Source organism: Francisella salina, from assembly GCF_000219045.1.
Taxonomy (GTDB): Bacteria; Pseudomonadota; Gammaproteobacteria; order Francisellales; family Francisellaceae; genus Francisella; species Francisella salimarina.
In genome coordinates, this window is the sequence record NC_015696.1 from 151,792 (window position 1) to 178,453 (window position 26,662).

Sequence of the window (26,662 nt, forward strand, 5' to 3'; positions counted from 1 at the left end):
GTTATAAACATTTGATGCCTCCTTGTGAGAGGTTGCTACTACAGTAGCGCTTTTTTGCGGAGATTCTAGCGCTATAAATCATGTTTTGCAATATGTTTTAGCAGATTTTATAGTAATTATCTTAGAAAGAGTCGATTAACTTGAGTTTTTTTATAAGAATCATTTTAAGCAGCATCACTATCATGATAAATTCTTATCAGTACTATGATTTTTAATGGTTTTTATTAACAGTAAGAGAGTATATTCTAATTGCTTTTTTATATTCAAAACATAGAATATAACTAGTTAAAAAAATTGTATTTTGGTAGTAAAGAAATATTTTTGTTTATTGATGTATAAGTAAGTTGTTTTTTTGAAGTTTTATCATGACTAAGTTTGGTATTTTTTCAGCTATTAGTTATCGTTGAATTAAGCTAATATAAAAGCAGGAAAAGAGTCGTTTACTTGTTATATGTTATACAAAAAATGTTTACTCATAATGCTTTTGTTTGTAAGTGTTTGCTCTTGCTATTCATATGATAGGATTGAGGATTTTAAATATAACCAAAATATTCTTCTCACTGGTGTTATCAGTAGTATTCCCAGACTAGAAGGTAACGATTATAAGTTTATTTTTCATAGCTATAAATACGGAGATGTCTTACTAAAGGTTAACAGATCATATCGCCATTATTTAGTACCAGCAAATAAGTTAGAGTTAGAAGCAAAAGTATATAAGCCTCATGAGTATGATAATGTAGAAGCTTTTAACTATTCTGAATATTTAGATCATAATGATATCGTTGCCATAGGGCGGATGGTGGATAATACGGATATTATCTACAAAGGTACTGCAAGCTTATACTTGCCCGAAAGGATAAGGTATTACTTATTTAATAAACTAGAAAAAGATTTGCAAGGAAATGAACTTAAACCTTATATTCTAGCATTACTTATTGGCGATAAAGAGTTTAGTCAATCTCAGCAAAATCTATTGATAAGCTCTGGTACATCACATCTAATGGTGATTTCAGGATTACACATAGGACTTTTGGCTTTTATTGCTTTTGTTATTTTTAGAGGCTTATGGTCATTATCACCACGCTTATGTCGCAAGCTGCCAGCACAGTATGTAGGTGTTATTAGCTCTGTCATAGTAGCTTTTATATATAGTTTATTAGCGGGCTTTAGTTTGCCAACACAACGAGCATTGATAATGCTTCTAGTGGTAGCATTATTTTGGCTTTTGGGTAGGCGTATTTCGATAGTTAAATCACTGATTGTTGCTTTAGGCATTATAATGTTGGTTAATTTTGAATCAATATATAGTGTGAGCCTATGGTTGAGTTTTTCAGCTGTTGTGCTCTTGGTTATTATCTCTATAGTGTTACAACAATATAAATCAAAATTAACAAAAACATTACTTGCACAAATTTATCTAGCAATCTTTTTAGTGCCAATTTCAGTTTATTATTTTGGCGGTTTCTCAGTTATTTCGATTTTAGCAAATATCGTTGCAATTCCATTGGTTAGTTTTGTTATAGTGCCATTACTGTTAGTGTGTTTACTACTATCTTATGTTGGATTAAGTTTGTGGATCATTCCTAGCTTAATTATTAAATTATCAATTTATTATTTAAGCTTTTTGACGAGTTATGCTGGCTTTATTGAGTATTGGAGTTATTTTTCATTTTTTAGTCTTATAATTATTATTTTTGGGACTGTTCTAGTTATTTTCCCATTCAGTAATTCAATCAGACTGCTTGGATTAGCTTTATGCTTAGTGTTTTTGCAATCTTCAGAAAATACTTCAGAGAAATATCAATACTTTAGGATACATATTTTTGATACTAAAAATTTAATGATATTAGTTGAAGAAAATGGTAATAGTCTTCTATATATTTCAGCTGAAAACTTAGAGAATGAATATGTGTTGGCAAATATTTTAGGTAACTACGTTAAGCTAGTAGGTATTAAACAAATTAATTATTTAGTAGTGGTTGGTTCAAGTGATAATGATTTGGTTTTTAATTTTATTAAACAAGTAGTCTCTGTTAAACAAGTTGTTACAAATTTACAAACTAACAGAAAACATCAAAGCTGTAGCTATAAAAATAATTTTAACTTAACTGGGGATACAAAAGTAAAGTTTCTTTCTAATGATGAAAGTTGCTTTATAACTATTGGACATGGAAATAAAGAATTCTTAATTGTAGATAACTCAAGTACTAAAGATCACCAACAAATTTACACTTTATACAATAGAATTATTAATCCAAATATAGTGATTAGTCCTTTAATCCTTAGTACTAAATTTTTAAAATCAAATACTGATTACCTAGTATACATATCTGATAAGCCATTGAATAAACAGGCTTATAAAAGTAGTCGGATAAGGATATTTGACACATATAATAATGGAGCTATAACCGTCATGATAGATAGTGATAGTCACTTAATAATAAAGTCTTTACTTAAGCAATATTAGTTAAAAACGATTAATATCTTTTATAGTCTTTCAAAAAAGTTTTTATTAATGATAATATTTAAGCTAACAATCAGTAATTTTTAATAATCTTTGATGATAAATGTTATTAGGTATGCTTACTATGGACTATTCTCGATAGTATGTTTGATGTCTACTGCTATAATTACTTTTATACCAGTATTTATTTTTTCATTAATTAAGCTTTTGGTGCCGATAAAGGGTATAAGGTATTTTTGTACTTCAGCAGTTCAATATTTTGTGAGTGTATGGGTAAGTGTTGTTATTTTTATTGCTCGATTTTTATCACCTACTGAAATTGATGTTGATCAGAATAAAGAGTTGGATAAAAATGGCTCTTATTTAATTATATGCAATCACAAGAGCTGGCTTGATACTTTTATATTAATGATGATTTTTCATAAGAAAATAGCCTTTCCTAAATTCTTTATGAAGTTTCAGGTATTCTTTATACCTGTATTAGGGTTGATTGCATGGGCTTTAGAGTTTCCAGCGATGAGACGCTATAAAAAAGAATATCTCAAGCAGCATCCAGAGAAAAAAGGCGAAGATATTAAAAAAACTGTTGAGTACTGTAAAAAGCTATCCTCTAGACCAACAACTATCGTTAACTTTGTTGAGGGTACTAGATATACCTCACAAAAGGCTGTTAAGAGTAACTATAAGAATTTACTTAATCCAAAAGCTGGAGGTATAGCAGTTATTCTAAAAAGTCTCTCAGATAGGATGGTAGGGGTTCTAAATACGACTATAGTTTATGATAATCCTAAACAGACTTTATGGGATTATATGACTAGAAGAACTAAGCAGATCAAAGTGAAAGTAGACTTAATCCCTATATCTGAAGTACCTATGGGAGATTATTTTAGTAGCGAAGCTGATAAGGAGCACTTCCAGACTTGGTTAAATCAACTTTGGCAAACTAATGATGAATATATTTCTAAGGAGGCAAAGAAAATTACTTGCTAGCTATCAATCCCCATTTTTATTAAATTCTATATGATCACAACTATAAAATACTACGCTAAGTTTACTTCAGTAACTTTTACATGATTGTACTAGTTTTAAGTTATTTTGTTACTATGAATATAGTTAGCTGACTAAAAGAAACGACAGGCAATCTAATAGAGTAGTTTATTTTGAGAAAAGTTTTTAGAAATAAAATTAGTTTAATGTATGAGGAAGCCAGTTAAGCTCAACAAATAAGAATAGTGCTGAATAAATACCCATAAAGATGAAGGGCATATATATTTCGAGTATTCTGATAGGTTTGAAAGATCCTTTTTGTTCAGCAATATGCTCCTCAGTCAACCATACTTTTGAAGGAAGACGCTTCTCAAGAGATGGAACAATACTGTTTTTTATTTGTATATGATGTCTAAAGAATCTTATAATTTTCCACCAAGCATAGCAGAATACTAATCCGGCAAAATAAGGTATAGTAATAAGTATGCCTGATGGTGGGTTCTCAACATTAATGTTATTACTAATTGCCAAAGCAACAGTACCTACAAGAACAAGGTTGAAAACTAAGAAGAATAAATTAATTACAATTCTTCTATAGCTAGTTCTGTCGGTTAGCTCAACATATATTCTATATTGCTCAATTAGCAGTTGATTATACTGCTCGTTAGATAAATTACTTTCATCTTCATTGCTCCATAATTTATCTTGTATATCTTTATGATTAATCTTTTCCATTTTATTCCTTTTTTATCTATAAGCTTAAAAGAATTCAGCAGTCTTAATGCTATTATATTTTGAGATAATTAGCAAATTTTTAGTGCCTGTGCTTACCTATATCTATCTCTAGTGATTATATCAATAATTCTTGACGGTTGTGAAGAGTTAACTTCTCTTTCTAAGGTATAAATATTGTTAAAAGTTTTATTAATTGAATGAGAATTGTTGATGAAATCTTGTCCAGATATATTTGCACTAGTTGAAATAATAGCATCATCAATTTTAGTACAAATATTTGTTATGATATCTGTTGTTACTAAGCGTATAGCAATAGTTGGTTTCCCTCCTGCTAGCCACTGTATGCTTTCTTTGCCTGGCACAATCCATGTCGTGGGCTGCTCCTGTACTGAACATATTTCTTTGATTTGCTGTGCTGATAGCACAGCAGTATCTGTATATTTTAACAAATGCTTGTAGTTATGTGAGATTATTATAAATCCTTTGCTTGAGTCTCTTTTTTTTAAGCTGATAATTTTTGCAACAGCATCTTTGGATATCCTGCAGCTTAGACCATATACCGTATCAGTTGGAATGCTAACAGCCTGGTTATCAGAGATTTTCGATATGATTTCATTCAAATCTTTTGTGAGCATACTATTTTTATCAGATTTATAAATTAGGGATATTTTATTATATTTTATGAATAAAAAAACCCCATAAGCTATAAATAGTTTATGGGGTTTAGTTAGATCTAGATTTTAAAAGATTGAAGAAGTATTACTTCTTATTTAGTTGCTCTTTGATTAAGTCACCAAGAGTTGTAGGAGTCATTTGCTCTACTTTGTAATTAGACTTAGCTCCAGCCGTAGTATCTTCATCAACAGCCTTGATAGAAAGAGCAATACTTCTTTTCTTAGTGTCGATGTTTATGATTCTAGCCTCAACTTCTTGTCCTTCACTTAACTCATCACTAACATTTTTAGTATGCTCAGCAGAAATCTCAGAAATTCTGATGAAACCATCAATGTTATTGTCAGCGTCAAGCATAACTACAGCACCGTTATCTTGTAGTTTAGTAACGTTACCTTTCACTAAAGATCCTTTAGGGTGGATATTTATGAAGTTCTTGAACGGATCTTCAGAAAGTTGCTTCATGCTAAGGGCAATTCTTTCAAGATCAGTGTTTACAGAAACTAATACTGCTTCAACTTCATCACCTTTTTTAAGCTCTTTAATTGCTTTAGCTGGGTTATCCCATGCAACATCGGAGATGTGTACAAGACCGTCGATACCACCTTCTAGTCCGATAAATACACCAAATTCAGTAATTGATCTGATTTTACCAGTTACTTTATCGCCAGGCTTATAGTTTTTCTCAAACTCATTCCAAGGGTTAGCTCTACATTGCTTGATACCTAGAGAAATTCTGTGATTATCAGCATCTAGTTCAAGTACTATAACTTCAACTTCTTGACCGATAGATACAGCTTTATGAGGATTAACGTTTTTGTTAGTCCAATCCATTTCAGATGTGTGAACTAGACCCTCGATACCTTCTTTTAACTTAACAAAACAACCGTAGTCAGTTATGTTAGTTACTGTACCCATAAGCTTAGCACCTACAGGAAGCTCATTAGCGATGTTTAACCAAGGATCTTCACCAAGCTGCTTGATACCTAGAGAAATTCTTTGCTTCTCTTTGTCGAACTTGATTACTTTAACATCGATTTCTTGACCTATAGATAATACATCTGTAGGGTGGCTAATTCTGCTCCAAGAGATATCTGTGATGTGTAGTAGACCATCAACTCCACCAAGATCGATAAATGCACCGAAGTCAGTGATGTTTTTAACGATACCTTGAAGTACGCCACCTTCAGAGATTTTCTCTAACATAGCATCTCTATCACCAGAGTTATTTTCTTCGATTACAGCTTTTCTAGAAACAACGATGTTATTTCTTTTAGTATCGATTTTAACAACTTTTAACTCGATATCCTTGTCTTCTAAATGAGCAACATCTTTGACAGGTCTTGTATCAACTAATGAACCAGGTAAGAATGCTCTTAGACCCTCAACATCCATAGTGTAACCACCACGAACATGATTAGTGATTCTACCAAGAACAGTTTCATTGTTTTCGAAGGCATTTTCAATCCTATCCCATAGCTCGATTTTTTTAGCTTTATCTCTAGATAATCTAGTTTCACCACAGCTATTGTCCAGTGCTTCTAATACAACGTTGATTTTATCACCAGCAGCTACTTCTAGTTCACCGTTGTTATTTTTCAAAGAAGATACAGGGATGAAAGATTCTGATTTAAGACCAGCATCAATCATTGCAAATTCTTTGTCTATGCTTACTACAGTTGCTTCGATGATTTTACCTATTCTCATCTCTGTTTGTTTCAGAGACTGCTCAAATAGTTCTTTGAAATTTTCTGACATTTTTTGATTTCCATTTCCAGTGTGGTTGGTTATACATAGTTTGACAAGTACCCACTGGTTTATATATAAAAAGTACTAGCAAACAATTATGTAATGTATTATCTTATCTAAGAGATGTAAATTCTTCAAGAAGAAAATTCTAAAACTTTATGCCTAATTGTCCAGATGAAAATATTTTCTATATGCGAAAGGCTTATGAGCAAGCACTGTTGGCTTATGATGCCGGTGAAGTTCCTATAGGAGCAGTGCTTGTCAAAGATGATCAGATAGTCGCACAAAATTTTAATAAAACGATAATGATGAACGACCCAACAGCACACGCTGAGATTTTAGTTTTACGTGAGGCTGCTAAAAAACTTCAAAATTATAGATTAGTTAATACAAAATTGTATGTTACTTTAGAGCCATGTATAATGTGCTTGGGTGGTTTAGTTCAGGCTAGAGTATCTGAGTTGATTTATGCTTGTTGTGATACTCGTGTTGGGGCTTTTTCTCATGAAAAGCTGCATCAAAACAAGAATATCAATCATAGCCTTAAAGTAACATCTGGTGTGATGACTGAAGAGTGTAGTACGCTCTTAAGAGATTTTTTTAAACAAAAAAGAAATTAGGTACTTATGCAAAAAGAAAAAATTGTCGTTCTATATGGTGGGGACTCTCCAGAAAGAGAAGTATCTCTGAAATCTGGTAAAGCAGTTTTGGATTCTTTACTAAATCAAGGCTATGATGCGTCTGGCTTAGATGCAAGCTCAAAAGATTTAGTTACTAAACTTATAGAGCTAAATCCTGATAAGTGTTTTATTGCATTGCACGGTGAAGATGGCGAAAATGGTAGGGTAGCAGCATTGCTTGAAATGCTAGGCATTAAGCATACTGGCTCAACTATGAAATCATGTGTCATAACTATGGATAAAATGATCTCGAAAGAAATATGGATGCACCATCGTATGCCTACACCCATGGCAAAGTTCCTTACAGATAAATTAGTGGAATCTGATGAGATTAGTTTTCCTGTTGCAGTTAAACCAAGTAATGGTGGATCTAGTATAGCTACTTTCAAAGTAAAAAATTTTAAAGAGCTTGAGGAGGCATATAAACAAGCTTCAGAGCATGGTGAAGTAATGATTGAGCAATGGGTTACTGGTAAAGAAATAACTGTAGCTATTGTTAATAATGATGTTTACTCATCTGTCTGGATCGAGCCATTGAATGAGTTCTATGACTATGAGTCAAAATATAGCGGTAAGTCAATATATCATGCACCTAGTGGATTATGTGAGCAAAAAGAGCTAGAAGTTCGCCAGTTAGCCAAAAAAGCCTATGACCTATTGGGGTGTAAAGGACATGCTCGAGTCGATTTTATATATGATGATAGAGGAGATTTTTATATTATGGAAATAAACTCATCACCAGGTATGACAGAGAATAGTTTATCTCCAAAGTCAGCGGCAGCTGAGGGGATTGATTTTGATAGCTTTGTTAAATCAATATTAGAACAGGCACAATGCTAAAGATTTTTAAAAAATTTTTTATACTAAGCTTTATTTTCGTAATAATTTTTGGTGCTGTGATTTTTATTGCTAGTAAGACAGATAAAAAAATCTCAAGAGTGGATGTGGTTTCTAATGATGGTTTGGTATACATTTCAAAGCAGGACTTAATTAATAAAATAATAGGTTTAAACGATAAAGAGTGGTTTGATCTTAATATTGACACTGTTGAGAAGTATTTTTATGATATGAAAGGGGTTGACTATACCCTTGTAAAGAAAGTCTGGCCTTCAACTTTAGTTGTATATGTCTATGATCATAAGCCTGTCGCGTATTGGAATAATAACCAAATTCTGCTTGATAATATGGATATTATCACTCCAGTTGTTTTTAATTATGATCAAAATTTACCATACATAGATAGTAATGATGATGCTGGTAAGGACTATATCTATGAGACTCTACAAGAGTTAAATAAGGTAGCTGAAAATAATAATATGCAAATAGTCAAAATATCCTACAGAGGTAATCAGTTTAGTGTCTTACTTACAGATGATATTGAAGTTTTCCTAGGTTCTATAAAATTAAAAAAACGACTAAATCTGTTTTTTAAATCATATAAAGATGTTAAAAACTACAAATCTGTGAAATATTTTGATATGAGATACAGTGATGGTTTTGCAGTAAAGTATAACTAGAAAAAGATTTATTTTATTGGTTTTCTATGATAATAAGCATATAATGTAATGTAAGTGTATGAAAGTAAGAAAATATCTGTCTTAGATTGGGGCTATAATAAATGGGTTTTGGGAATAATAATTTTTGTGCGGTAGATTTGGGATCTCACAAGATAACCGTTGCGATTGGACAACTTGCTGAAAACAACAGTATAAAAATATTAGGTGTAAGCCAAAAGCAGTCAAAGGGCATTAAACAAGGTTCTGTTATTAATCTTGAAATGGCTATAGAAACATTAAATGCAGCCTTAGATGAAGCAAAAAGCATAGCAGGAGTCGATATTAAAGAAGTCACGTTGGGTGTCAGTGCGCCTAGTATTAATGGCTTTAATTCTTATGGTTTAGCAGCTGTCGAAAATGGAGAGGTGAGCTTAGAAGATTTGGCTATGGCTATTAAGACAGCAAAAGCTGTGCCGATGTCTGCTGATACAGAAATGCTTCATGTTCTTCAGAGAGACTACATAGTTGATGGTCAGCCTGGAGTCACTGAACCAATAGGAATGTTTGCAGTAAGACTAGAGTCTAATGTACATATTATTGTTGCGTCATCTAGGATGTTACAGAATGTACGTAAATGCGTTTCAAATTGTGGTTATGCTATAGAAAACTTAGTAGTAGAGCATTTAGCAGCAAGTAGTGCGACTCTTACTGACAATGAGAAAGAAATGGGCGTTTGCCTTGTGAATATTGGTGCTGACTCGACAAGCTTTTCTGTCTTTGCTGATGGCGGTATATGTTATACATCAAGTGTTAAAACTGGTGGTAGTAGTATCTCCTCTGATATATCGAAAGTGTTTAGATTACCTATCGAGGCTGCTGAAAGCTTAAAGCTTCAATTTGGCTATGCAGCAAGTAAATATCTTAAAAATCCGGATGAAAAGATAGATATACCGAATTCATTAGGGAATGCTAAAAAGAGAATATCATTACAAGATTCATCACTTGTAATAGAGGCAAGAGTAGAAGAGATATTTGAGTCTCTATATCGTGAGTTGGATCAGAACCGTTTATTAGAGGTTATTTCTTCAGGTATTGTCTTTACAGGCGGTGGTGCTAAGCTAAAAGGATTAGCAAGACTTGCAGAGGATATGTTTAAGCTTCCTGTAAGGGTTGGTGGTCCTATAGAGGTTTCTGGTGCAAGTGAAGTTGTCCATAATCCATCATACTCCACAGTAGTTGGGTTATTGAAGTATGCTGCAGAAAATAGTGATGTAAGTAATGATCAAAATATTGATGATGATGTTATGGAGATTGATGAAAATACCACTAAGTCGAAGAAGAAAATAATATCATCAGTTAAAGGTTGGTTTTCAAATAATTTTTAAGTTAAGCAATAATGAATCGAAAGTAAAGGAGTAAATATATGTTTGATTTTAATGATTCAATGGTCTCAAATGCCATAATTAAAGTTGTCGGAGTTGGTGGCGGTGGTGGTAACGCTGTTCAGCACATGTGTGAAGATGTTACTGATGTTGAGTTTTTTGCATTAAATACAGATGGTCAAGCATTATCAAAGTCGAAAGTACAAAATGTATTACAAATTGGTACTAATCTTACAAAAGGTCTAGGCGCTGGTGCAAATCCTGAAATTGGTAAAAGAGCAGCAACTGAAGATAGAGCAAAAATTGAGCAACTTCTAGAAGGTGCTGATATGGTTTTCATCACAGCTGGTATGGGTGGTGGAACAGGTACTGGTGGTGCGCCTGTAGTAGCTGAAGTGGCAAAAGAAATGGGTATATTGACTGTAGCAGTAGTTACTAAGCCTTTCCCATTTGAGGGTCCTAGAAGGATGAAAGCTGCTGAGTATGGTATAGATGAATTAACTCAACATGTTGACTCAATTATTACAGTACCAAATGAAAAGCTTTTAAGTGTTCTTGGCAAAGGAGCATCTCTTTTGGATGCATTTAATGCAGCAAATGATGTATTAGGAAATGCTGTTAAAGGTGTTTCTGAACTTATTACTAAGCCAGGTCTTATTAACGTTGACTTCGCTGATGTTAGAGCTGTGATGACTGATATGGGTCTAGCTATGATGGGTATGGGTGAAGCTAATGGTGAGAATAGAGCAAGAGAAGCTGCAGAGGCTGCTATTTCTAGCCCGTTATTAGAAGATATTAATCTTGATGGTGCAAAAGGTGTTATTGTAAACATAACGGCTGGTATGGATATGTCAATTGGTGAGTTTGAAGAAGTTGGTGAAGTAATTAGATCATTCATCTCAGATGAAGCTATTGTGATTGCTGGTACAGTTATCGATCCTGATATGACAGACTCTATGAAAGTGACAGTTGTAGTTACTGGTATTGAAAAAGTTGCTATGAAAAGAGGCTTTGGTGTAGAAAAGACAACTTCTAGTCAACCTCAAAGTTTCTCAAGTAAACCATCACCATCTTTCTCTAGGAATGATGATGTATCTAGCTCTTCTGCTAGTACTCCAAAAACAGAATCTGAAGATGTTAATAAATCAGATATTCCAAGTTTCCTTAGAAGAAGATAATTTTTCTTTATAACTCTAGTAATTTAAATATATTGATATAGCCTTAAAATCTCAGTGATTCTATATCAATATGATTTTTTGATATATATAATTTAATTTATCGATTACAGTAATTATATTTTTGTAGTATATGATAATCTGCAAGGTTGCTACTGTCATTGCTATATTATGTTAGCTAAATTGAAGTGTTAAAATTTAATAATAGAGAGTAAATATGAAGCAAAAAACTATAACAAAAGAATTTTCGGTTACGGGTATCGGTCTGCATTCCGGTATTGATGTTTCTATGGTTGTTAAACCTGCAAATGTCGATACTGGCATAGTATTTCGTAGAGCTGATCTTAGCCCTGTAGTTGATATCAAAGTAACTCCATCTAATATTAAAGAAGCTATAATGTGTACTTTATTAACAAAGGATGGTGATCAGAGCTTATCGGTATCGACTATTGAACATTTAATGTCTGCATTTGCGATGTTTGAGGTTGATAATGTCCTTATTGAAGTTAATGCACCAGAGTTACCAGTGATGGATGGAAGCTCTTATGAGTTTACTCAGCTATTAAAAGAAGCTGGTATCGTTGAGCAAGAATCTAATCGTAAAGGTATAAAGATATTAAAGCCTGTTAGAGTTGAGCATGAAGATAAATTTGCAGAAGTTTTACCTAGTGATAATCTTAAGTATGAGTTTAAGATTGATTGGGATCATCCTGTAATTGCTGCGACAAATGATCATATACTATTTGAGTATAACCTAGATGAGTATATTAAGATGGTTTCAAAGGCTAGAACTTTTGGCTTCTACGAGCAGCTTGCATACTTACACCAAAACAATCTTGCAAAAGGAGCCTCACTTGATAATGCTGTTGGTATTTCAAATGATGGTGTACTTAATGATGGTGGTTTGAGATATGCAGATGAATTTGTAAGACATAAGCTGTTAGATGCAATTGGCGACTTTTATGTTGGTGGTTATATACTAGGACATTTTAATTGCTTTAAATCTGGTCATACCCTTAATAATAAACTCTTACATGCTATTCTTGCTGATAAAGATGCGTGGGAATATATCTAACCCTTATAAGATTTTCTTATTATTGTTATCAATAGTATATATTTAGTCTTATTGATTCATTTTTGTATAATTCCTGAATATTTATAAAAATAAGGAAATACAAAAATATGAAAAAAATAATAGTATTGCTTTCTTTTGTTTGTGCGACTATAGCTTTCGCAGCAGGGGATGGCTTTTTAAGTGGAGATAAGCTTCCTAATGGTTTAGCAATATTGCCACCTCCTCCTGAAACACCTAATGAACCTGCATCAAAAGTACCTGTTCCAGTTTCAAACTTATTACCATCATTTGCAGAAGATCAGAACATATCAAATCAAATTTTTGTAGAGAGTCGTTTTTTTAATGCAAAAGAAATATCTAAAGAGAGATATAGTCAAGCTATTAATGATGCTAATACAGATCCAGATAATTTTATTAACATATTTATAGATGCTTTGCCTTTGGATTCAAATATTTCAGAAGAAAAGAAAGAGCAACTTAAGCAACTGTTAAAGAGCCATTCTGACTTTTTCCAAAAGGTTATTCATGATGGAAAAAACTCTACAACAGAGGCAAAAGACCATTATCAAAGACAGCGTCCATACGTTTATTACAGTAAGAATGTTTGTACTCATTCTGATTCTGATCCTAGTTCTGACCCTGATCCACATCATTCATACCCTTCAGCACATTCAACAAGGGGTATGGTTGTTGCGTATACGATAGCTGATCTTCTACCTAATTATAGGGAGCAAATTTTGGCTAGAGGAGTGGACTATGGAGATAGTAGAGTGATCTGCGGTGCTCATTGGAGAAGTGATGTGCAGGCTGGGAGAGTGATGGGTAATGTTGTATATAGTGCATTGAAACAAAATAGTGACTTTAAAGCTAATTTTGATGCAATAAAACAACAGGTTGATGTTTTGATATAACTTCTTTTAATCAGTTAAAATTATATCTTCATTTTTAATATCTATATTAAGGGCTTCCTTAACAAGTTTGACATTTTCATCATTATGAATTTTTTTAATAGCTCTTTGAGTTTTTATTTCAGCTGGAGACTTGCTATTAGAGTTAGCGTTAATGCTTGGTAGGTTTTTAATATCTAATCTAAAGCTTGGATTATTCAAATATTGGCTAATAGCTGATTGAAGTTTAGCTAAACTTTGAGGGTCAAGCTCAAGAATTTTTTTTGCATCATCATTTAGCTGAATTTCATAAGATTCATCAGACTCGTTAAGTAAGTGGCTATTGTATGCTAATGTTTTAGTGAATCCTTTTAGCTTAATTCTTGTAAGTTGATTAAACCATTTCTTATCTAAAGATTCTTCTTGTACATTCTCCATATATGGTTGTTCAGAAGAGTTGTTTTTACTAGTTGGTATGCTATGCTGCCTTTGTGGCTGTGGCTGTGGCTGTGGCTGTGGCTGTGGCTGTGGCTGTGGCTGTGGCTGTGGCTGTGGCTGTGGCTGTGGCTGTGGCTGTGGCTGTGGCTGTGGCTGTGGCTGTGGCTGTGGCTGTGGCTGTGGCTGTGGCTGTGGCTGCAAAGCATTCTTTAGGGCTTTGATGTCATTTTTAGTCTCTGAAGAGATATTTGAGCTAGTTGTTAATGAGTGGTTACTAGTTAAGTTTTTTTTTTGGAAAGCTATTAGTCTAAGTACAGCCATTGTCACTCCAGTCTCAAAGCTAGGTGCAAGGGAGATATCCTTTTTGGCTGTGATAGTCAGTTGATATAAGAAGTGTGCTTGTTCTACTGATATTTTGCCAAGAACCTTATTGATGATATCAACATCAATATCATTTATGGCATCTAGCGACTGTGTAAAACTATAAATACAGCAAGCAAACCATATCTCAGCGATTCTATCTAGCACTGCATCAGCATTGCTTTCTGTAAGAGTTAAATTTTTTACAGCAGGTAATACCGCACTTGGGTTGTTGTCTATAATGGCTTCGATAATATTATAGACCTCTTCACTATCTATAATCCCAAGCATTTGTTTAATTTGAGCTTGCTTAAGTTCACCACTACAAAAGCTTATAGCTTGGTCAAGTAAACTTAGAGCATCTCTTAGACTACCTTTTGCATGATAAGCAATGTAGTCTAGTGATTGCTCATCTGAGCTTATATTTTCTTTATTAAGAACTACTTTTAGCTGATCCTTGATGTCTGATTGTGAGATATGCTTTAGATGTAGTTGAATACAACGTGAAAGTATTGTGACTGGTATTTTATGATAATCTGTGGTTGCCAATATAAATTTGACATATTCAGGTGGCTCTTCTAATGTTTTTAGTAGTGCGTTAAAGCTCTGTTTGGATAACATGTGAACTTCATCTATAAGATATACTTTATAGCGACCTTGAGATGGCATGTATTGGATATTATCTAGAATCTCTTTTGTCTCTTCGACTCCTGTACGCGATGCAGCATCAATCTCAATCAAATCTATAAAACTATTATTATTAATTGCTAGACAGTTTTCACATTTGTTACATGGCTCTGCTGTAACACCAGTTTTGCAGTTTAGACATTTTGCTAGTAATCTACCAAGTGTTGTTTTACCTACACCACGAGTGCCTGTAAATAAATAGGCATGATGGACTTTTTGTGTTTCTAGAGCATGTACTAGACTATTAAGCGCATGCTGTTGTCCTGCAACTTCTGAGAATGATTGTGGTCTATATTTACGAGCTAATGCTTGATATGACATCTGTAAAATTTTTATTAGAAATCTTATACTAAATGATAGCAGAGTTAGGTTAAAAGAATAAGAGAGTATTTAAATAACTTTGAATACTCTTTGTTTGTAAAATTCAGCACAAAAATATAAAATCTATACACAAATTCTAATCAATAAAAATCAATAAAATGGAATCTATAAATTACAAGGTTGTATTAAAAGATCTAACGGCCCGTATTGAATCTCTACGGGACTATCTTTGACTATGATGTCAAAAAAGAAAAGCTAACAGAAGTCTTGATGGAGCTTGAAGATGGCTCTATATGGGATAATCCTGAATATGCACAAAACCTGGGCAGACAAAAAGTAGATCTTGAGAATGTTGTAAATGGTTGTGAACATATTTATGAAACTCTAGAAACTTTAACAGAGCTACTTGAGCTTGTTGAAGAAGATGAATCTTTGATGCAAGAAATTGCAAAAGATACTCAAGATGTAACTAGCGAGATAGAAAAGTTAGAATTTCGAAGAATGTTCTCTGGAGAGATGGATTCTAATAATGCTTTTTTGGATATTCAATCAGGTTCAGGTGGTACAGAAGCACAGGATTGGGCAGAGATGCTAATGCGTATGTATATGCGTTGGGCAGATAGTCACGGTTTCAAGATCACTGTTGATGATGTATTAGATGGTGATGTTGCAGGTATTAAGGGCTGTACTCTAAAAATAGAAGGTGAATATGCTTATGGCTGGCTGAGAACTGAGACAGGGATTCATCGACTAGTAAGAAAATCGCCATTTGACTCAAATAGCAAACGTCATACATCTTTTGCATCGGTATTTATATCACCTGAAGTTGATGACGATATTGATATTGAGATTAATCCAGCAGATTTGCGAGTTGATACTTATAGGGCCTCAGGAGCAGGAGGTCAGCATGTCAATAAAACTGATTCAGCAGTAAGAATTACGCATGTCCCAACAAATATAGTTGTACAAAGTCAAAGTGATAGATCACAGCATAAAAACCGTGATAGTGCGATGAAGCAATTAAAATCAAAGCTATATGAAATGGAGCTTCAAAAACGAAATGCTGAGAAAAATGCTCTCGAAGATACAAAGGCTGATATTGGCTGGGGAAGTCAGATTCGTTCTTACGTTTTAGACCAGTCTCGAATCAAAGATTTAAGAACGGGTGTTGAGAATACAAATACACAAGCAGTTTTAGATGGTGATTTAGATAAGTTTATTGAGGCTAGCCTAAAAAGTGGGTTATAATAAATAGTTTGATAAATAAAGTTTCGCTACTTACTACATAGGTTGTAGCGACATGTTTTTTCATCGCAGAGATATATACAAAACCGTAGAGAATGTAATAAGGTTTAAAATGAGTAGTAAATTAAAAGATTTAATAAAAAATTCGATTAAAGAGTATTTGGATGCTAATGATATTACAGTTAAAGATGCTGTAAGAGGTAAGCTTAGAGAGCAAGTTAGCAAATCTCTAGAAGGCATTAGTGAGATAAATGAAAGCGTAAAAGAGAAGATATCTGTACTTGTTAAAAAACATGTAACAGATATGCAAGAAAGTTCGCAAATGGGGCTTAGGAAAGAAAAGCTTCAAACACTAGCAGATCAAAATAACGGTATCAGTCATCCAAATGGTTTTAGAAGAAATGTAGTTGCTCATGATTTACAGAATCAATATGCACATTACTCAAAACAAGAGCTAGAAGAGTTAGAAAATAAAAAAACTTACAATGTAACAGGAAGAGTTGTACTTCGTCGTGTGATGGGTAAGGCTTCTTTTATTACGTTACAGGATTATTCAGGTAGAATACAGATTTATCTTAAAAAAAGTGATTTACCAGAAGGGCAGTACAATACTTTCAAAAACCTATGTGATCTAGGTGATATTGTGGGCATTACAGGTACTATGTTTAAGACAAATACTGGCGAACTTTCTGTTGAGGCAAATCATTTTGAAATCCTAACAAAAGCAATTAGACCATTACCTGATAAATTCCACGGTTTAGCAGATCAAGAGATGAGATATCGTCAAAGATATGTTGACTTAATCACAAATGAAAAAGCTCGAGAAGTTTTTAAAGTTCGTTCAAAAGTCGTCAGCTTTATCCGTAATTATTTTGATAATATGGATTTTATGGAAGTAGAGACTCCTATGATGCATGTTTTACAAGGCGGTGCAGCAGCTAAGCCATTTAAAACACATCATAACGCTTTGGATATGCCATTATACTTACGTATAGCTCCGGAACTTTATCTAAAAAGATTAGTTGTTGGTGGCTTTGAGAGAGTATATGAGATAAACCGCAACTTCAGGAATGAGGGTGTTTCTTCTCGTCATAATCCAGAATTTACAATGCTAGAGTTCTATATGGCGTATGCTGATTATAATGATCTTATGGATCTAACCGAAGATATGTTGTCTAAACTTGTACAAGAGGTTATAGGCAGTGAAATACTTGAGTATGGTGAGTGTAAGATTAACTTTGGTGGTAAGTATGAGCGTATTTCAATGGTTGATTCAATTGTTAAATATAATGATGATATTACTAAAGAAGATTTAGCAACATTTGAATCTGCAAAAGTTGTTGCTGAGAAGTTGAAGATAAAAGTAGAAGCCTATCATGAGCTTGGTCACCTAATAAATGAAATATTCGAAGAAACAGTTGAGCATCAACTAATTCAACCTACATTTATCACAGATTATCCAGCTGTAGTTTCACCTTTAGCACGTAGACAAGATGGTAATCCTGAGTTTACAGATAGATTTGAGTTCTTTGTTGGTGCGCGTGAGATTGCCAATGGCTTCTCCGAGCTAAATGATGCAGAAGATCAGGCGGAACGTTTCAGAAAGCAGGTTGAAGCAGCAGCATCTGGTGATGATGAAGCAATGCCTTATGACAAAGATTATATCCAAGCATTAGAATACGGTATGCCTCCTACAGCTGGTCAAGGTATAGGTATTGATAGATTAGTAATGTATCTAACGAATTCGCAATCTATCAGAGATGTAATATTGTTCCCACATATGAAGCCTGAGTAAAAAGTGTCGAAAAAAAGCTTATTAAAATCTTTATTTGAAAATATCTATAATCCAGATATTAATCCCGAAAATTTTATTCAAAAATTTGTACGTTTAGATTATAAACAAGTTGTTGATGGTCATAAGATTGATTATGAGGGCTTTATTGAGCACATCAAAAAACAACGTGAAGTTGTTGAAAGTGTTAGATTTGAGTTTGTTCATCTAGTAGAAGAGGGTGATATGGTAGCCTCTTTACATAGAGTATATGCTAATATCAAGCTGGATAATCGTAAACTAATAGCTGAAGTTCATGCTTTCTTTAAATTTGATGAAAATATGTTAGTTTCTTGTGATGAGCGTACTAGAATTATCCAAGGCAAGCCTGAAGATGAAGATCTAGGACGTAGGAAATAAAATATTTAGGTGAGAAAAACTAGTTAGTGGTCATCATCATAACTAGCTTTGTGAGATTTACCTTCTATAAATGAAGTAAATGCGATTAGTAGTGCAGATATTACAAACACTAAGTGGATAGCTGCTGACCATGCTAAATCTCTATCAGATGAATGAGATACTTCTAGAAACTTCTTCAAAAGAGATATTGAAGAAATACCTATAATAGAGCCAGCAATCTTTAATTTAACTGCATTTGGAGATAGCTTTTTAATCCAAACAGGTTGACCACCACCTTTTTTATCAAGGTTCATTTTACTTACGAAGTTTTCATAGCCACTTATTACTACAATTACTACAAGATTTGCTACTAGCACAACGTCACATAGTGTCAAAGCTAGTATAATAAGTTGATCTTCATCAATGGTACTATAAGCAGTAAATAAATGGTGAAGTTCATGATATATTTCGTAGATAAAGCCAAATAAAACTAGTGACAAAAGCAAATAGATTGGCGCTTGAAGCCAGCGAATTCCAAATATGAACATTTCTATTACTGATAGTATTTTATTAATGAATTTACTCATGAATCAAATCCTTATTTGTAGATTTTAAATTAATTAATCTGTAGTAAAGATATATGAGTTAAAAAATAAAAGCAACCAGCTATTATCAGATAATTTGATAAGAGATATAAGTAAAGGTTATATGAAGTATAAGAGTTTACCTGTTTCTATGATGAAACTTTTTCTAATAATCTTACAATATGCCCGTGGCTATTAGCTCTAGCATCATCAAGAGGAGTTTTGCCCCATCTGTCCTTAATAGTAGGGTTTGCTCCTTTGCGGATGAGGTACTTGACAACATCTTCATGACCTTCAGCAGCAGCCAAGTGAAGAGCTGTTCTTTTATCATAATCTCCTTTGCTAATATCAACTCCTAATGCGACAGCTCTTTTTATTTCTGATAGATCTCCATTACTGGCAGCCCAGATTAGTTCAAGAGTTAGGTTTGACTCTATAGTTACTCTACTCTCAATAGGATTAATTTTGTCACAATGAGTGATATGATCATAGTTGTGGAAACTAAATTTTTCTACTAATCTTTTGCTAAACTCTACACCCCTAACAGAGTTGTGATTATTGTCCAAGCGCGGGGAAAATATTGCAAAACCACCAACATTTGGTATGGCTATGACTAATGCACCTGATACGCCTGATTTTGCTGGCAATCCAACAGAAAATGCGTATTCACCTGAGAAGTCATACATTCCACAAGAGTACATCATAGATAAACAGTTGCGAACTGTTGTCGGAGAAAAGATCTTTTTGTGAGTAAAAGGACATATACCACCATTAGCAATTGATCCCATGATTTTAGCCATTTTTTTTGCATTGATCTGAATCGAGCATGTTTGAAAGTAGAAATCTAACGATGTATGTATATTAGTACCTTCTGGAAATGCTCCAACCTCTTTCATAAAGTGAGCTAGGGCATAGTTCCTATCGGCAGTTTCTTTTTCAGAATGATATACCGCATTATCAAAACCAATAGATTCACCACCTGCTAAATTTTTCCAAACATTTGTTATGTATTCAAATCTATCCGCTAAATTCCATTCGGGTTTAATCAGTGAGCAGGTCATAATTGCGCCGGAGTTTATCATTGGGTTATGAGGTAAATCATACTTATTCAATGCGATTGCGTTAAACGTAATACCACTCGGTTCCCTGCCTACATGTTTGTGAACCTTATCCTCGCCATTTTCTTCTGTTGCAATACAGTATGTAATAGCTTTTGCAGTAGATTGTACACAATATGGATGTAAGAAATCGCCCAAAGTAATCATTTGGCCATCAACACTACAAAAGGCAACTGCAAAAAGCTCAGAATCCACTCGCGCTAATTGGGGGATGTAGTCTGCATTTTTGCCAGATACATTCTTTTTGGTTTCTTCATAGATTTCTTTAATCTCTTTTTGGAAATCCTTAAAGTTAGGTATCATAAAGCCTTTATTGACAGATTTTTCAATGATACTACTACTCTCTAAGGTCATTTCCTTGAATTTGTTAAAGTCAATCTTATCTATGACCGTTAACCCATCTAGTTCAGCTCTCAGCTTTTTGGTGCGTGGATCATCACTAGCTATACCAGCATCATCTAAAATGGCTAATACATCAGTTTTTGTCAAAAAACCATCTTTATCACTAATAGCATTAAAGATATTTGCATAGTAGTTTTCATTAGTAGCTCCAGCTCTAATCATTTTTGTTTTCATTTAGATATGTTTTAAAGATTGTATGGATTTTATTTTACATAAAAAAAGAGAGATTTAATATATAGAAACGCTTAGGCTAGTTAATAGCAGCGTTTGCTAAAGCTATAGCAACTACATATGGATCAGAGTTTGCACCAGGCCTTCTATCTTCAAGGTAGCCATAGCCCTTAAGAGCAACAGGTCTAGGGATTCTAATAGAACAGCCTCTGTCAGCATCTCCGACACTAAAAGTACTCATATCGGATGTTTCTAATTCGCCTGTTAACCTTTCGTGAAGATTGTGTCCATAGTTTAGTATGTCTATTTTATGATTTTTTTCTAATGAAGCGCATATTTTCTTAATCGCTTCTCTACCTGTTTCTGGATCTCTTGTTTTACTTGTAGAGAAATTTGTATGAAGACCTGCACCATTCCAGTCACCTTTGATAGGCTTATTATCAAATGAAATATCTATACCATACTCTTCACCAAGTCTTTCTAAAAGCCATCTTGCTAAATGTGTATGATCAGATATGTTAAGTATTCCGGCATCTTCGCCTTCGACACCTCTGTAACCAATTTGGAACTCCCACTGTCCAGGCATAACTTCAGCATTGATACCATAAAATAGTATTCCAGCATCTAAGCAAGCTTGCATATGAGCTTCTACTAAATCACGACCATAGGCTTTGCTATTACCAGCACTACAGTAATACGGTCCCTGAGGTCCAGGGAAGCCATTAGCAGGCCAACCTAATGGACGACCATTCTTGAACATTGTATACTCTTGCTCAAAACCTGCCCACATATCTTGACAGTCTGTACTAGCCAGTAAATTTCTTAGCTTAGCTCTATTATTAGTGGCATGTGGAGTCTCTCCATCTGGATTATAAACTTCGCACATAACAAGGTATCCACATTCTCTCAGTGGATCGATTACAAAGTTAACGGGCTTTAAAATACAGTCCGAATTATCACCAGTAGCTTGATTTGTAGAGGAACCATCAAAACTCCACTCAGGGAAATCGTCAGCTGTCTCAAAATCTTTAAATGGTAAAACTCTTCCTTTAGACCTAAGACCAGGTACAGGATCTGAACCATCAATCCATATATATTCAGCGGTCACTACTTTCATATCTTTAACATATTCCTTAACATTGATTGATTAATCCTGATTAATAATATCAACTGTCTAAAAAAAGTAAATAATACTTATAGCTTAACAATAAAAAAAACTCAAAACTGAACTAGAAAATTTCAAAAATTATTTCATTGAGTTTAAGTCGGATATTACCTTTTTTTGCGCCTTTGATGTATAGGTCAACTTCTAGGCATTTTTCAAAACCTGTAGATATTTTGTCGATACTAACTCTATTAGCTAAACTGATGTAGAATTTCTGCTTTGAGGACCAAATATTATTATCCTTGAATATCTTTTGATGATATGTCGGTTGAGTGTTTTTAAGTTGAGAGATTATTCTAAGCTCTCTTTTGATAGCCCATAGTATTAAGGGAGGTTTATCATTTTCAGCTAAAATGCTATTTAGAATTTTTAGGGCTTTAGTTTTTTGTTGGGATAAAATAGCCTCAGATAAATCAAATATATCGAAACTAGCATGTTCATGTATAAATGGGCGAATTGTATTTTCATCAAAGTTTTGGACTTCTTGACGAGACAATAGTTTGATGATTTGTTTAGAGGCAATTAGATTACCTTCTGTTTTTTGGACTAGTAGTTGAATAGCAGCTTTTGTAAGAGTTAGCCCCAGTTGTTTAGCTTCATAGTCTATTATGTTTATAGCATTATCTATGTTGGGTTGAAAAATACGTATGTGTACAGCTCGATGCTCCAAGCTCTGGAACCATTTAGCTGAGATGTTTTGTTTTTTCATGCCATTGAAAACCAATAGATAAATATTATCATCTTCATTTGATAGTTTATCAACTAAAGCCTGTTGGAGCTTTTTTTGAGGAGGTTTATCAAAGCTAAATTGAATAAGCCTATCCATAGCAAACAAGCTTAAACTATCAACTTCACCATACAAGACATCTAAGTTTTGCTCATTTAAATCATGATATGAAATTTCATAACTCTTTGCTTTAAACTGATCTGTTATTTTTTCTATAATATTATGCTTTTGTAAAGGTTCATCACCTGTGATTATAAAAAGCTTATATTCTGTTAAATCGTTTTTTTTGAGTAGATCAAAATAACTTAGTTGCATAATATTAAAAAAGTTTAATTATAGTTAAATATCATGATTAGTTTACTATACTGGGTAATGGATAAAAAATTAAAAGTGAATAATATGAGAAAAATGTTATCAATAGCTGTGGTTTTGCTTGCAGTGTTATTAACTGGCTGTGTAACAAAACCTGATAATATTAAGCCTGTGGAGAACTTTCAGGCAGATAAATATTTAGGTAAATGGTATGAGATAGCTAGATTCGATAATAATTTTGAAAAGGGTATGACAGAAGTATACGCTGAGTATAGCCTAAACCCAGATGGTTCGATAAAAGTGGTAAATAGTGGAGTTACACCGTCAACTGGTAAGAGAAGTTATGCAACAGGTATCGCTAAATTTGTAGATGAAGATGATAAGGGATATCTTAAAGTATCTTTCTTTAGACCATTTTATGGAGCTTATGTAGTATTCAAGCTTGACGATGATTATAAGTATGCTTACGTTGCAGGTGCTAATAAAAATTATTTATGGCTATTATCAAGAACTAAAACTGTGCCACAAAGTGTCAAAAATGATTTTGTTAAAAAAGCTAAGGCACTAGGTTTTGATACTAATAATTTAGTGTGGGTGAAACAATAGTTGTTTCTTAGAAAAATAGTCTTGTAATCTTTTATTTCTTCATTTTTAATCACCGCCAAAAAAGCTAGAATATAATTACGTGTACCCAAGTTAGTTGAAAATGAGAAGTTTAGCAAATTTTGATAAATTTGATTTTGGTTGGTTAGTTGTCAGTATTGGTATGGCAGTAGGTGCCGGTATTGTATTGGTGCCTGTGAGTGTTGGGGTTGTAGGTTTTGTAGTTTTTGTTGTCTCAATACTAATAGCTTATCCTGGTATTTATCTATTTCAAAAGCTATACATAGAGACTTTGTTTGCTACAAAGCAACCAAAAACATATAAGGACACTGTAGCTGAATTATTAGGTAGTAAATGGGCAGTTTTTTTAGGAGCTGTATATTTATTGATGATGTTAACATGGACTATTATATATGCTGAAGTTGTTGCAAAATCATTAGCAGCATATTTGTATATGTTTGATATTAGTTCAAACCCACACCTGGAACAAAATGCACTATATAGTGCTTTACTGATGATTGTACTGATATTCACTGGAATGAAAAGTCAGAAATTATTTGTACGAGTATCAACTTTTTTGGTGTTTATATTAATTGTAGCGATTATCTTGGTGTCTATATCTTTGGTTCCACTGTGGTCACTTAAGAATGTTGTCGAAATGCCAACAGATACTGGCGAGTTCGTTGCTAAGAGTATTATTATGTTACCATTTTCTTTGACATCGATATTATTTATTCAATCTCTAAGCCCTATGGTAATTGGCTATCGCAAGTATTATGGTAATAAAGATAAGGATTTTGTTTTATCTAAAACTTTAAAAACTATGACTTTAGCATTTGTGATCTTGGTTATTATTATTGGTTTTTATGTTTTATCATTTTCGCTAGTTATTCCTAGAGCTGATGCATTAGAGGCAACACAAAATAATCAATCAGCATTTATACTTTTAGAGAAACAGCACATATCAAATATGCTGATATATACATGTGGAATTATTATTAGCTTATGTGCTATTTTGACATCTTTTTTGAGTGTGCTAGCAGGTATGGAGGAGTCTCTAAAAGGCTTGCTGAGAAATAGTGCTATCAAATTAGGGCTAAAAGAGGACTCAAAGGGTATTTTTAGTCTAAATACGCTTGTGATAGGAATAATTTTTTTAATGACATGGCTTTCAATAGTTTTTGATGCTCCTGTATATAAATTAGTACCTCTGTCTGGACCTGTCTTTGGTATATTGGGTTGCTTGGTGCCTGCGTATATTGTTTTTAAAATACCTAGTCTTGAGAAATATCGAACTAAAAGTATCTATTTTGTTATTTTTGTTGGAATAATATTAGTAATATCGCCATTGTTAACATCAGCATTATCTTAAAAATAGTGACTATACAATTAGAAGATTTAAATAAGATATATGTTTTTAAAAGATTAATGTCTAAAATGTCTCATACCTGTGAAGACCATAGTGATACCTGCTTTGTTAGCAGCATCAATAACTTCCTGGTCATTCTTTGAACCACCTGGTTGGATTACAGCAGTTGCGCCAGCTTTGATACATTCCTCTAAACCATCAGCAAATGGAAAAAAGGCATCTGAAGCCACAGCAGAACCTTTAGCACCTTCATGAGCTTGTGCCTTTTCTGCTCCAATTCTAGCAGAGTCAACACGAGACATTTGTCCAGCACCAATACCAACTGTCTGAGTATCTCTAGCATAGACGATAGCATTAGATTTGACATATTTAACAGCTTTCCAAGCAAACATCATGTCAGCCCACTCTTTGTCAGTTGGAGCTCTGTCAGTTACAACTCTGCAATCAGTAATGTCAACACCACCGTTGTCATAAGATTGAGATAAAATCCCACCATGAATATTTTTGCTAATCATACGCGATGATTTTGTATCAAAAGCTTTGCCAGTCTCTAGAACTCTAAGGTTCTTTTTAGCAGCTAAGATATCAAGTGCTTCTTGAGTATAGCTTGGAGCAATTATTACTTCTAGGAACATCTTGCCTAGAGATTCTGCAAATTTTTTATTAACCTCGCAGTTAAATGCAACAATACCACCAAAAGCTGAAATTGGATCACAAGCTAGGGCTTTTGTCCAAGCTTCAAAAGCATTTTTACCAGATGCGATACCACAAGGGTTTGCATGTTTGATAATCGCACATGAAGGCTCTGAGTATTCACAAACCATTTCAAAAGCACCATCAGCATCATTTAGATTGTTGTATGATAGCTCTTTACCTTGTAGTTGTTTAGCATTTGTAATGCTGACACAATCAGTATCAGTAGAGTACACAGCTGCTTTCTGATGAGGATTTTCACCATATCTTAGAACTTGCTTTAGAGTACCTACTGAGAATAGTTTTTCTGGGTATTCTTCATCTAACTCTTTGCTGAACCAGTTTGCAATATGACTATCATACTCAGCAGTATGAGCAAATGCTTCTTTAGCAAAACTACGTCTAGTAGCTAGAGTTGTTTGGCCACCATTATTTGCCATTTCTTTTGCAACTATTTCATACTGATTAGGATTTGTTACGATAGTTGTGTGCTTATGATTTTTTGCACACGAACGCACCATTGATGGGCCACCTATATCGATATTTTCGATACAAGTGTCAAAGTCAGCGCCTGATTTAACAGTATTAACAAAAGGGTATAGATTAACTACAACCATGTCAATTTGACCAATATTGTTGTCTGTCATTGCTCGTAGGTGCTCAGAGTTATCTCTATCTGCTAAAATACCACCGTGAACTAGTGGGTGCAGAGTCTTTACGCGACCATTCATAATTTCTGGGAACTGAGTGTGATCAGATACATCCTTTACATTTAAACCAGCTTCTTTAAGGGTTTTTGATGTTCCACCTGTTGAAAGTATTTCAACATTATGTTTGCTTAACTCTTTGGCAAATTCAACAATACCCGTTTTATCAGATACAGATATTAGAACCCTTTTTATTTTTGACATGATTTTTCCTTGTTATTGGCGTGTTAAAGCTTAAAATTAAAATCTTATTATAACAATTTTAATCACAAAATCTCAGTCAAAACG

Annotated in this window: 23 protein-coding genes; 14 read left to right on the top strand and 9 right to left on the bottom strand. The window is 33.6% G+C overall.

Features of this window, described 5'->3' with window-relative positions; genetic code table 11:
* The first annotated feature begins 451 nt into the window (after positions 1-451).
* Together F7308_RS00720 and F7308_RS00725 are read left to right on the top strand one after the other, a co-directional pair.
* Positions 452-2,467 carry a ComEC/Rec2 family competence protein gene (locus F7308_RS00720; protein ID WP_013921937.1) on the top strand — a complete coding sequence of 672 codons (2,016 nt, stop codon included), beginning with the start codon at positions 452-454 and terminating at the stop codon, positions 2,465-2,467.
* Between the two features lie 93 nt (positions 2,468-2,560).
* Positions 2,561-3,454, top strand: a complete 894-nt coding sequence (locus F7308_RS00725; protein ID WP_041263573.1) for an acyltransferase — start codon at positions 2,561-2,563, stop codon at positions 3,452-3,454.
* A 195-nt stretch (positions 3,455-3,649) separates the two neighbouring features.
* On the opposite strand, the gene F7308_RS00730 is transcribed toward F7308_RS00725, so the two are convergent.
* From F7308_RS00730 to rpsA, 3 genes are all read right to left on the bottom strand, one after another.
* Positions 3,650-4,186, bottom strand: a complete 537-nt coding sequence (locus F7308_RS00730) for an intracellular proliferation membrane protein RipA (RefSeq protein WP_013921939.1) — start codon at positions 4,184-4,186, stop codon at positions 3,650-3,652.
* Positions 4,187-4,278: 92 nt separating this feature from the next.
* Positions 4,279-4,821 carry an L-threonylcarbamoyladenylate synthase gene (locus F7308_RS00735; RefSeq protein ID WP_013921940.1) on the bottom strand — a complete coding sequence of 181 codons (543 nt, stop codon included), beginning with the start codon at positions 4,819-4,821 and terminating at the stop codon, positions 4,279-4,281.
* A gap of 124 nt (positions 4,822-4,945) precedes the next feature.
* Complete coding sequence (rpsA, locus tag F7308_RS00740; RefSeq protein WP_013921941.1) at positions 4,946-6,616, bottom strand: 30S ribosomal protein S1; 1,671 nt, start codon at positions 6,614-6,616, stop codon at positions 4,946-4,948.
* Positions 6,617-6,765: 149 nt separating this feature from the next.
* Here rpsA and tadA point away from each other — a divergent pair, with 149 nt between their 5' ends.
* From tadA to F7308_RS09880, 7 genes are all read left to right on the top strand, one after another.
* Complete coding sequence (tadA, locus tag F7308_RS00745) at positions 6,766-7,227, top strand: tRNA adenosine(34) deaminase TadA (protein ID WP_013921942.1); 462 nt, start codon at positions 6,766-6,768, stop codon at positions 7,225-7,227.
* A gap of 6 nt (positions 7,228-7,233) precedes the next feature.
* Entirely contained in the window at positions 7,234-8,127 is an 894-nt protein-coding gene (locus tag F7308_RS00750; RefSeq protein WP_013921943.1) for a D-alanine--D-alanine ligase, read from the top strand.
* Complete coding sequence (locus F7308_RS00755) at positions 8,121-8,804, top strand: cell division protein FtsQ/DivIB (protein WP_013921944.1); 684 nt, start codon at positions 8,121-8,123, stop codon at positions 8,802-8,804. Before F7308_RS00750 ends, F7308_RS00755 begins: the two co-directional genes overlap by 7 nt.
* A gap of 101 nt (positions 8,805-8,905) precedes the next feature.
* Positions 8,906-10,168: a cell division protein FtsA gene (ftsA, locus tag F7308_RS00760; RefSeq protein WP_013921945.1), complete on the top strand. Its 1,263-nt coding sequence runs from the start codon at positions 8,906-8,908 to the stop codon at positions 10,166-10,168.
* A 38-nt stretch (positions 10,169-10,206) separates the two neighbouring features.
* Positions 10,207-11,343: a cell division protein FtsZ gene (ftsZ, locus tag F7308_RS00765; RefSeq protein WP_013921946.1), complete on the top strand. Its 1,137-nt coding sequence runs from the start codon at positions 10,207-10,209 to the stop codon at positions 11,341-11,343.
* Positions 11,344-11,557: 214 nt separating this feature from the next.
* Positions 11,558-12,415, top strand: a complete 858-nt coding sequence (gene lpxC, locus F7308_RS00770) for a UDP-3-O-acyl-N-acetylglucosamine deacetylase (protein WP_013921947.1) — start codon at positions 11,558-11,560, stop codon at positions 12,413-12,415.
* A 107-nt stretch (positions 12,416-12,522) separates the two neighbouring features.
* Complete coding sequence (locus F7308_RS09880) at positions 12,523-13,326, top strand: phosphatase PAP2 family protein (RefSeq protein WP_013921948.1); 804 nt, start codon at positions 12,523-12,525, stop codon at positions 13,324-13,326.
* Between the two features lie 6 nt (positions 13,327-13,332).
* Here the strand turns inward: F7308_RS09880 and dnaX are convergent, their stop codons facing one another.
* Entirely contained in the window at positions 13,333-15,108 is a 1,776-nt protein-coding gene (gene dnaX / locus F7308_RS00780; protein WP_013921949.1) for a DNA polymerase III subunit gamma/tau, read from the bottom strand.
* A gap of 158 nt (positions 15,109-15,266) precedes the next feature.
* Between dnaX and prfB the strand changes: the two genes are divergently transcribed.
* The 3 genes from prfB to F7308_RS10240 all read left to right on the top strand — a co-directional run bounded on the left by prfB (position 15,267) and on the right by F7308_RS10240 (position 18,544).
* Positions 15,267-16,356, top strand: a protein-coding gene (prfB, locus tag F7308_RS00785; RefSeq protein ID WP_198006049.1) for a peptide chain release factor 2 whose coding sequence is annotated in 2 segments (ribosomal slippage) — positions 15,267-15,338 and positions 15,340-16,356 — 1,089 coding nt in all. Because the reading frame shifts where the segments join, the coding sequence is not laid out codon by codon here.
* Between the two features lie 109 nt (positions 16,357-16,465).
* On the top strand, positions 16,466-18,148 hold the full coding sequence (gene lysS / locus F7308_RS00790) for a lysine--tRNA ligase (RefSeq protein WP_013921951.1): 1,683 nt from the start codon (positions 16,466-16,468) through the stop codon (positions 18,146-18,148).
* 3 nt (positions 18,149-18,151) lie between these two features.
* The gene (locus F7308_RS10240; protein ID WP_013921952.1) at positions 18,152-18,544 is read left to right on the top strand and encodes a nuclear transport factor 2 family protein; all 393 of its coding nucleotides are present in this window, start codon (positions 18,152-18,154) and stop codon (positions 18,542-18,544) included.
* 23 nt (positions 18,545-18,567) lie between these two features.
* Here F7308_RS10240 and F7308_RS00800 read toward each other — a convergent pair whose 3' ends face one another.
* The 4 genes from F7308_RS00800 to holA all read right to left on the bottom strand — a co-directional run bounded on the left by F7308_RS00800 (position 18,568) and on the right by holA (position 23,005).
* Positions 18,568-19,110 (bottom strand): TIGR00645 family protein, encoded by a 543-nt coding sequence (locus tag F7308_RS00800; RefSeq protein ID WP_013921953.1) that lies wholly within the window; start codon positions 19,108-19,110, stop codon positions 18,568-18,570.
* Between the two features lie 146 nt (positions 19,111-19,256).
* Entirely contained in the window at positions 19,257-20,801 is a 1,545-nt protein-coding gene (gene glsA, locus F7308_RS00805) for a glutaminase A (protein WP_013921954.1), read from the bottom strand.
* 76 nt (positions 20,802-20,877) lie between these two features.
* On the bottom strand, positions 20,878-21,915 hold the full coding sequence (locus F7308_RS00810) for a glutamine synthetase beta-grasp domain-containing protein (RefSeq protein ID WP_013921955.1): 1,038 nt from the start codon (positions 21,913-21,915) through the stop codon (positions 20,878-20,880).
* Positions 21,916-22,027: 112 nt separating this feature from the next.
* On the bottom strand, positions 22,028-23,005 hold the full coding sequence (gene holA / locus F7308_RS00815) for a DNA polymerase III subunit delta (protein ID WP_013921956.1): 978 nt from the start codon (positions 23,003-23,005) through the stop codon (positions 22,028-22,030).
* Positions 23,006-23,089: 84 nt separating this feature from the next.
* Between holA and F7308_RS00820 the strand changes: the two genes are divergently transcribed.
* A complete protein-coding gene (locus tag F7308_RS00820; RefSeq protein WP_013921957.1) occupies positions 23,090-23,608 on the top strand; it encodes a lipocalin family protein in 519 nt (172 codons plus the stop codon).
* A gap of 100 nt (positions 23,609-23,708) precedes the next feature.
* On the top strand, positions 23,709-24,977 hold the full coding sequence (locus tag F7308_RS00825) for an aromatic amino acid transport family protein (protein WP_013921958.1): 1,269 nt from the start codon (positions 23,709-23,711) through the stop codon (positions 24,975-24,977).
* Positions 24,978-25,030: 53 nt separating this feature from the next.
* Here F7308_RS00825 and purH read toward each other — a convergent pair whose 3' ends face one another.
* A complete protein-coding gene (gene purH, locus F7308_RS00830; RefSeq protein ID WP_013921959.1) occupies positions 25,031-26,578 on the bottom strand; it encodes a bifunctional phosphoribosylaminoimidazolecarboxamide formyltransferase/IMP cyclohydrolase in 1,548 nt (515 codons plus the stop codon).
* Between the last annotated feature and the right edge of the window lie 84 nt (positions 26,579-26,662).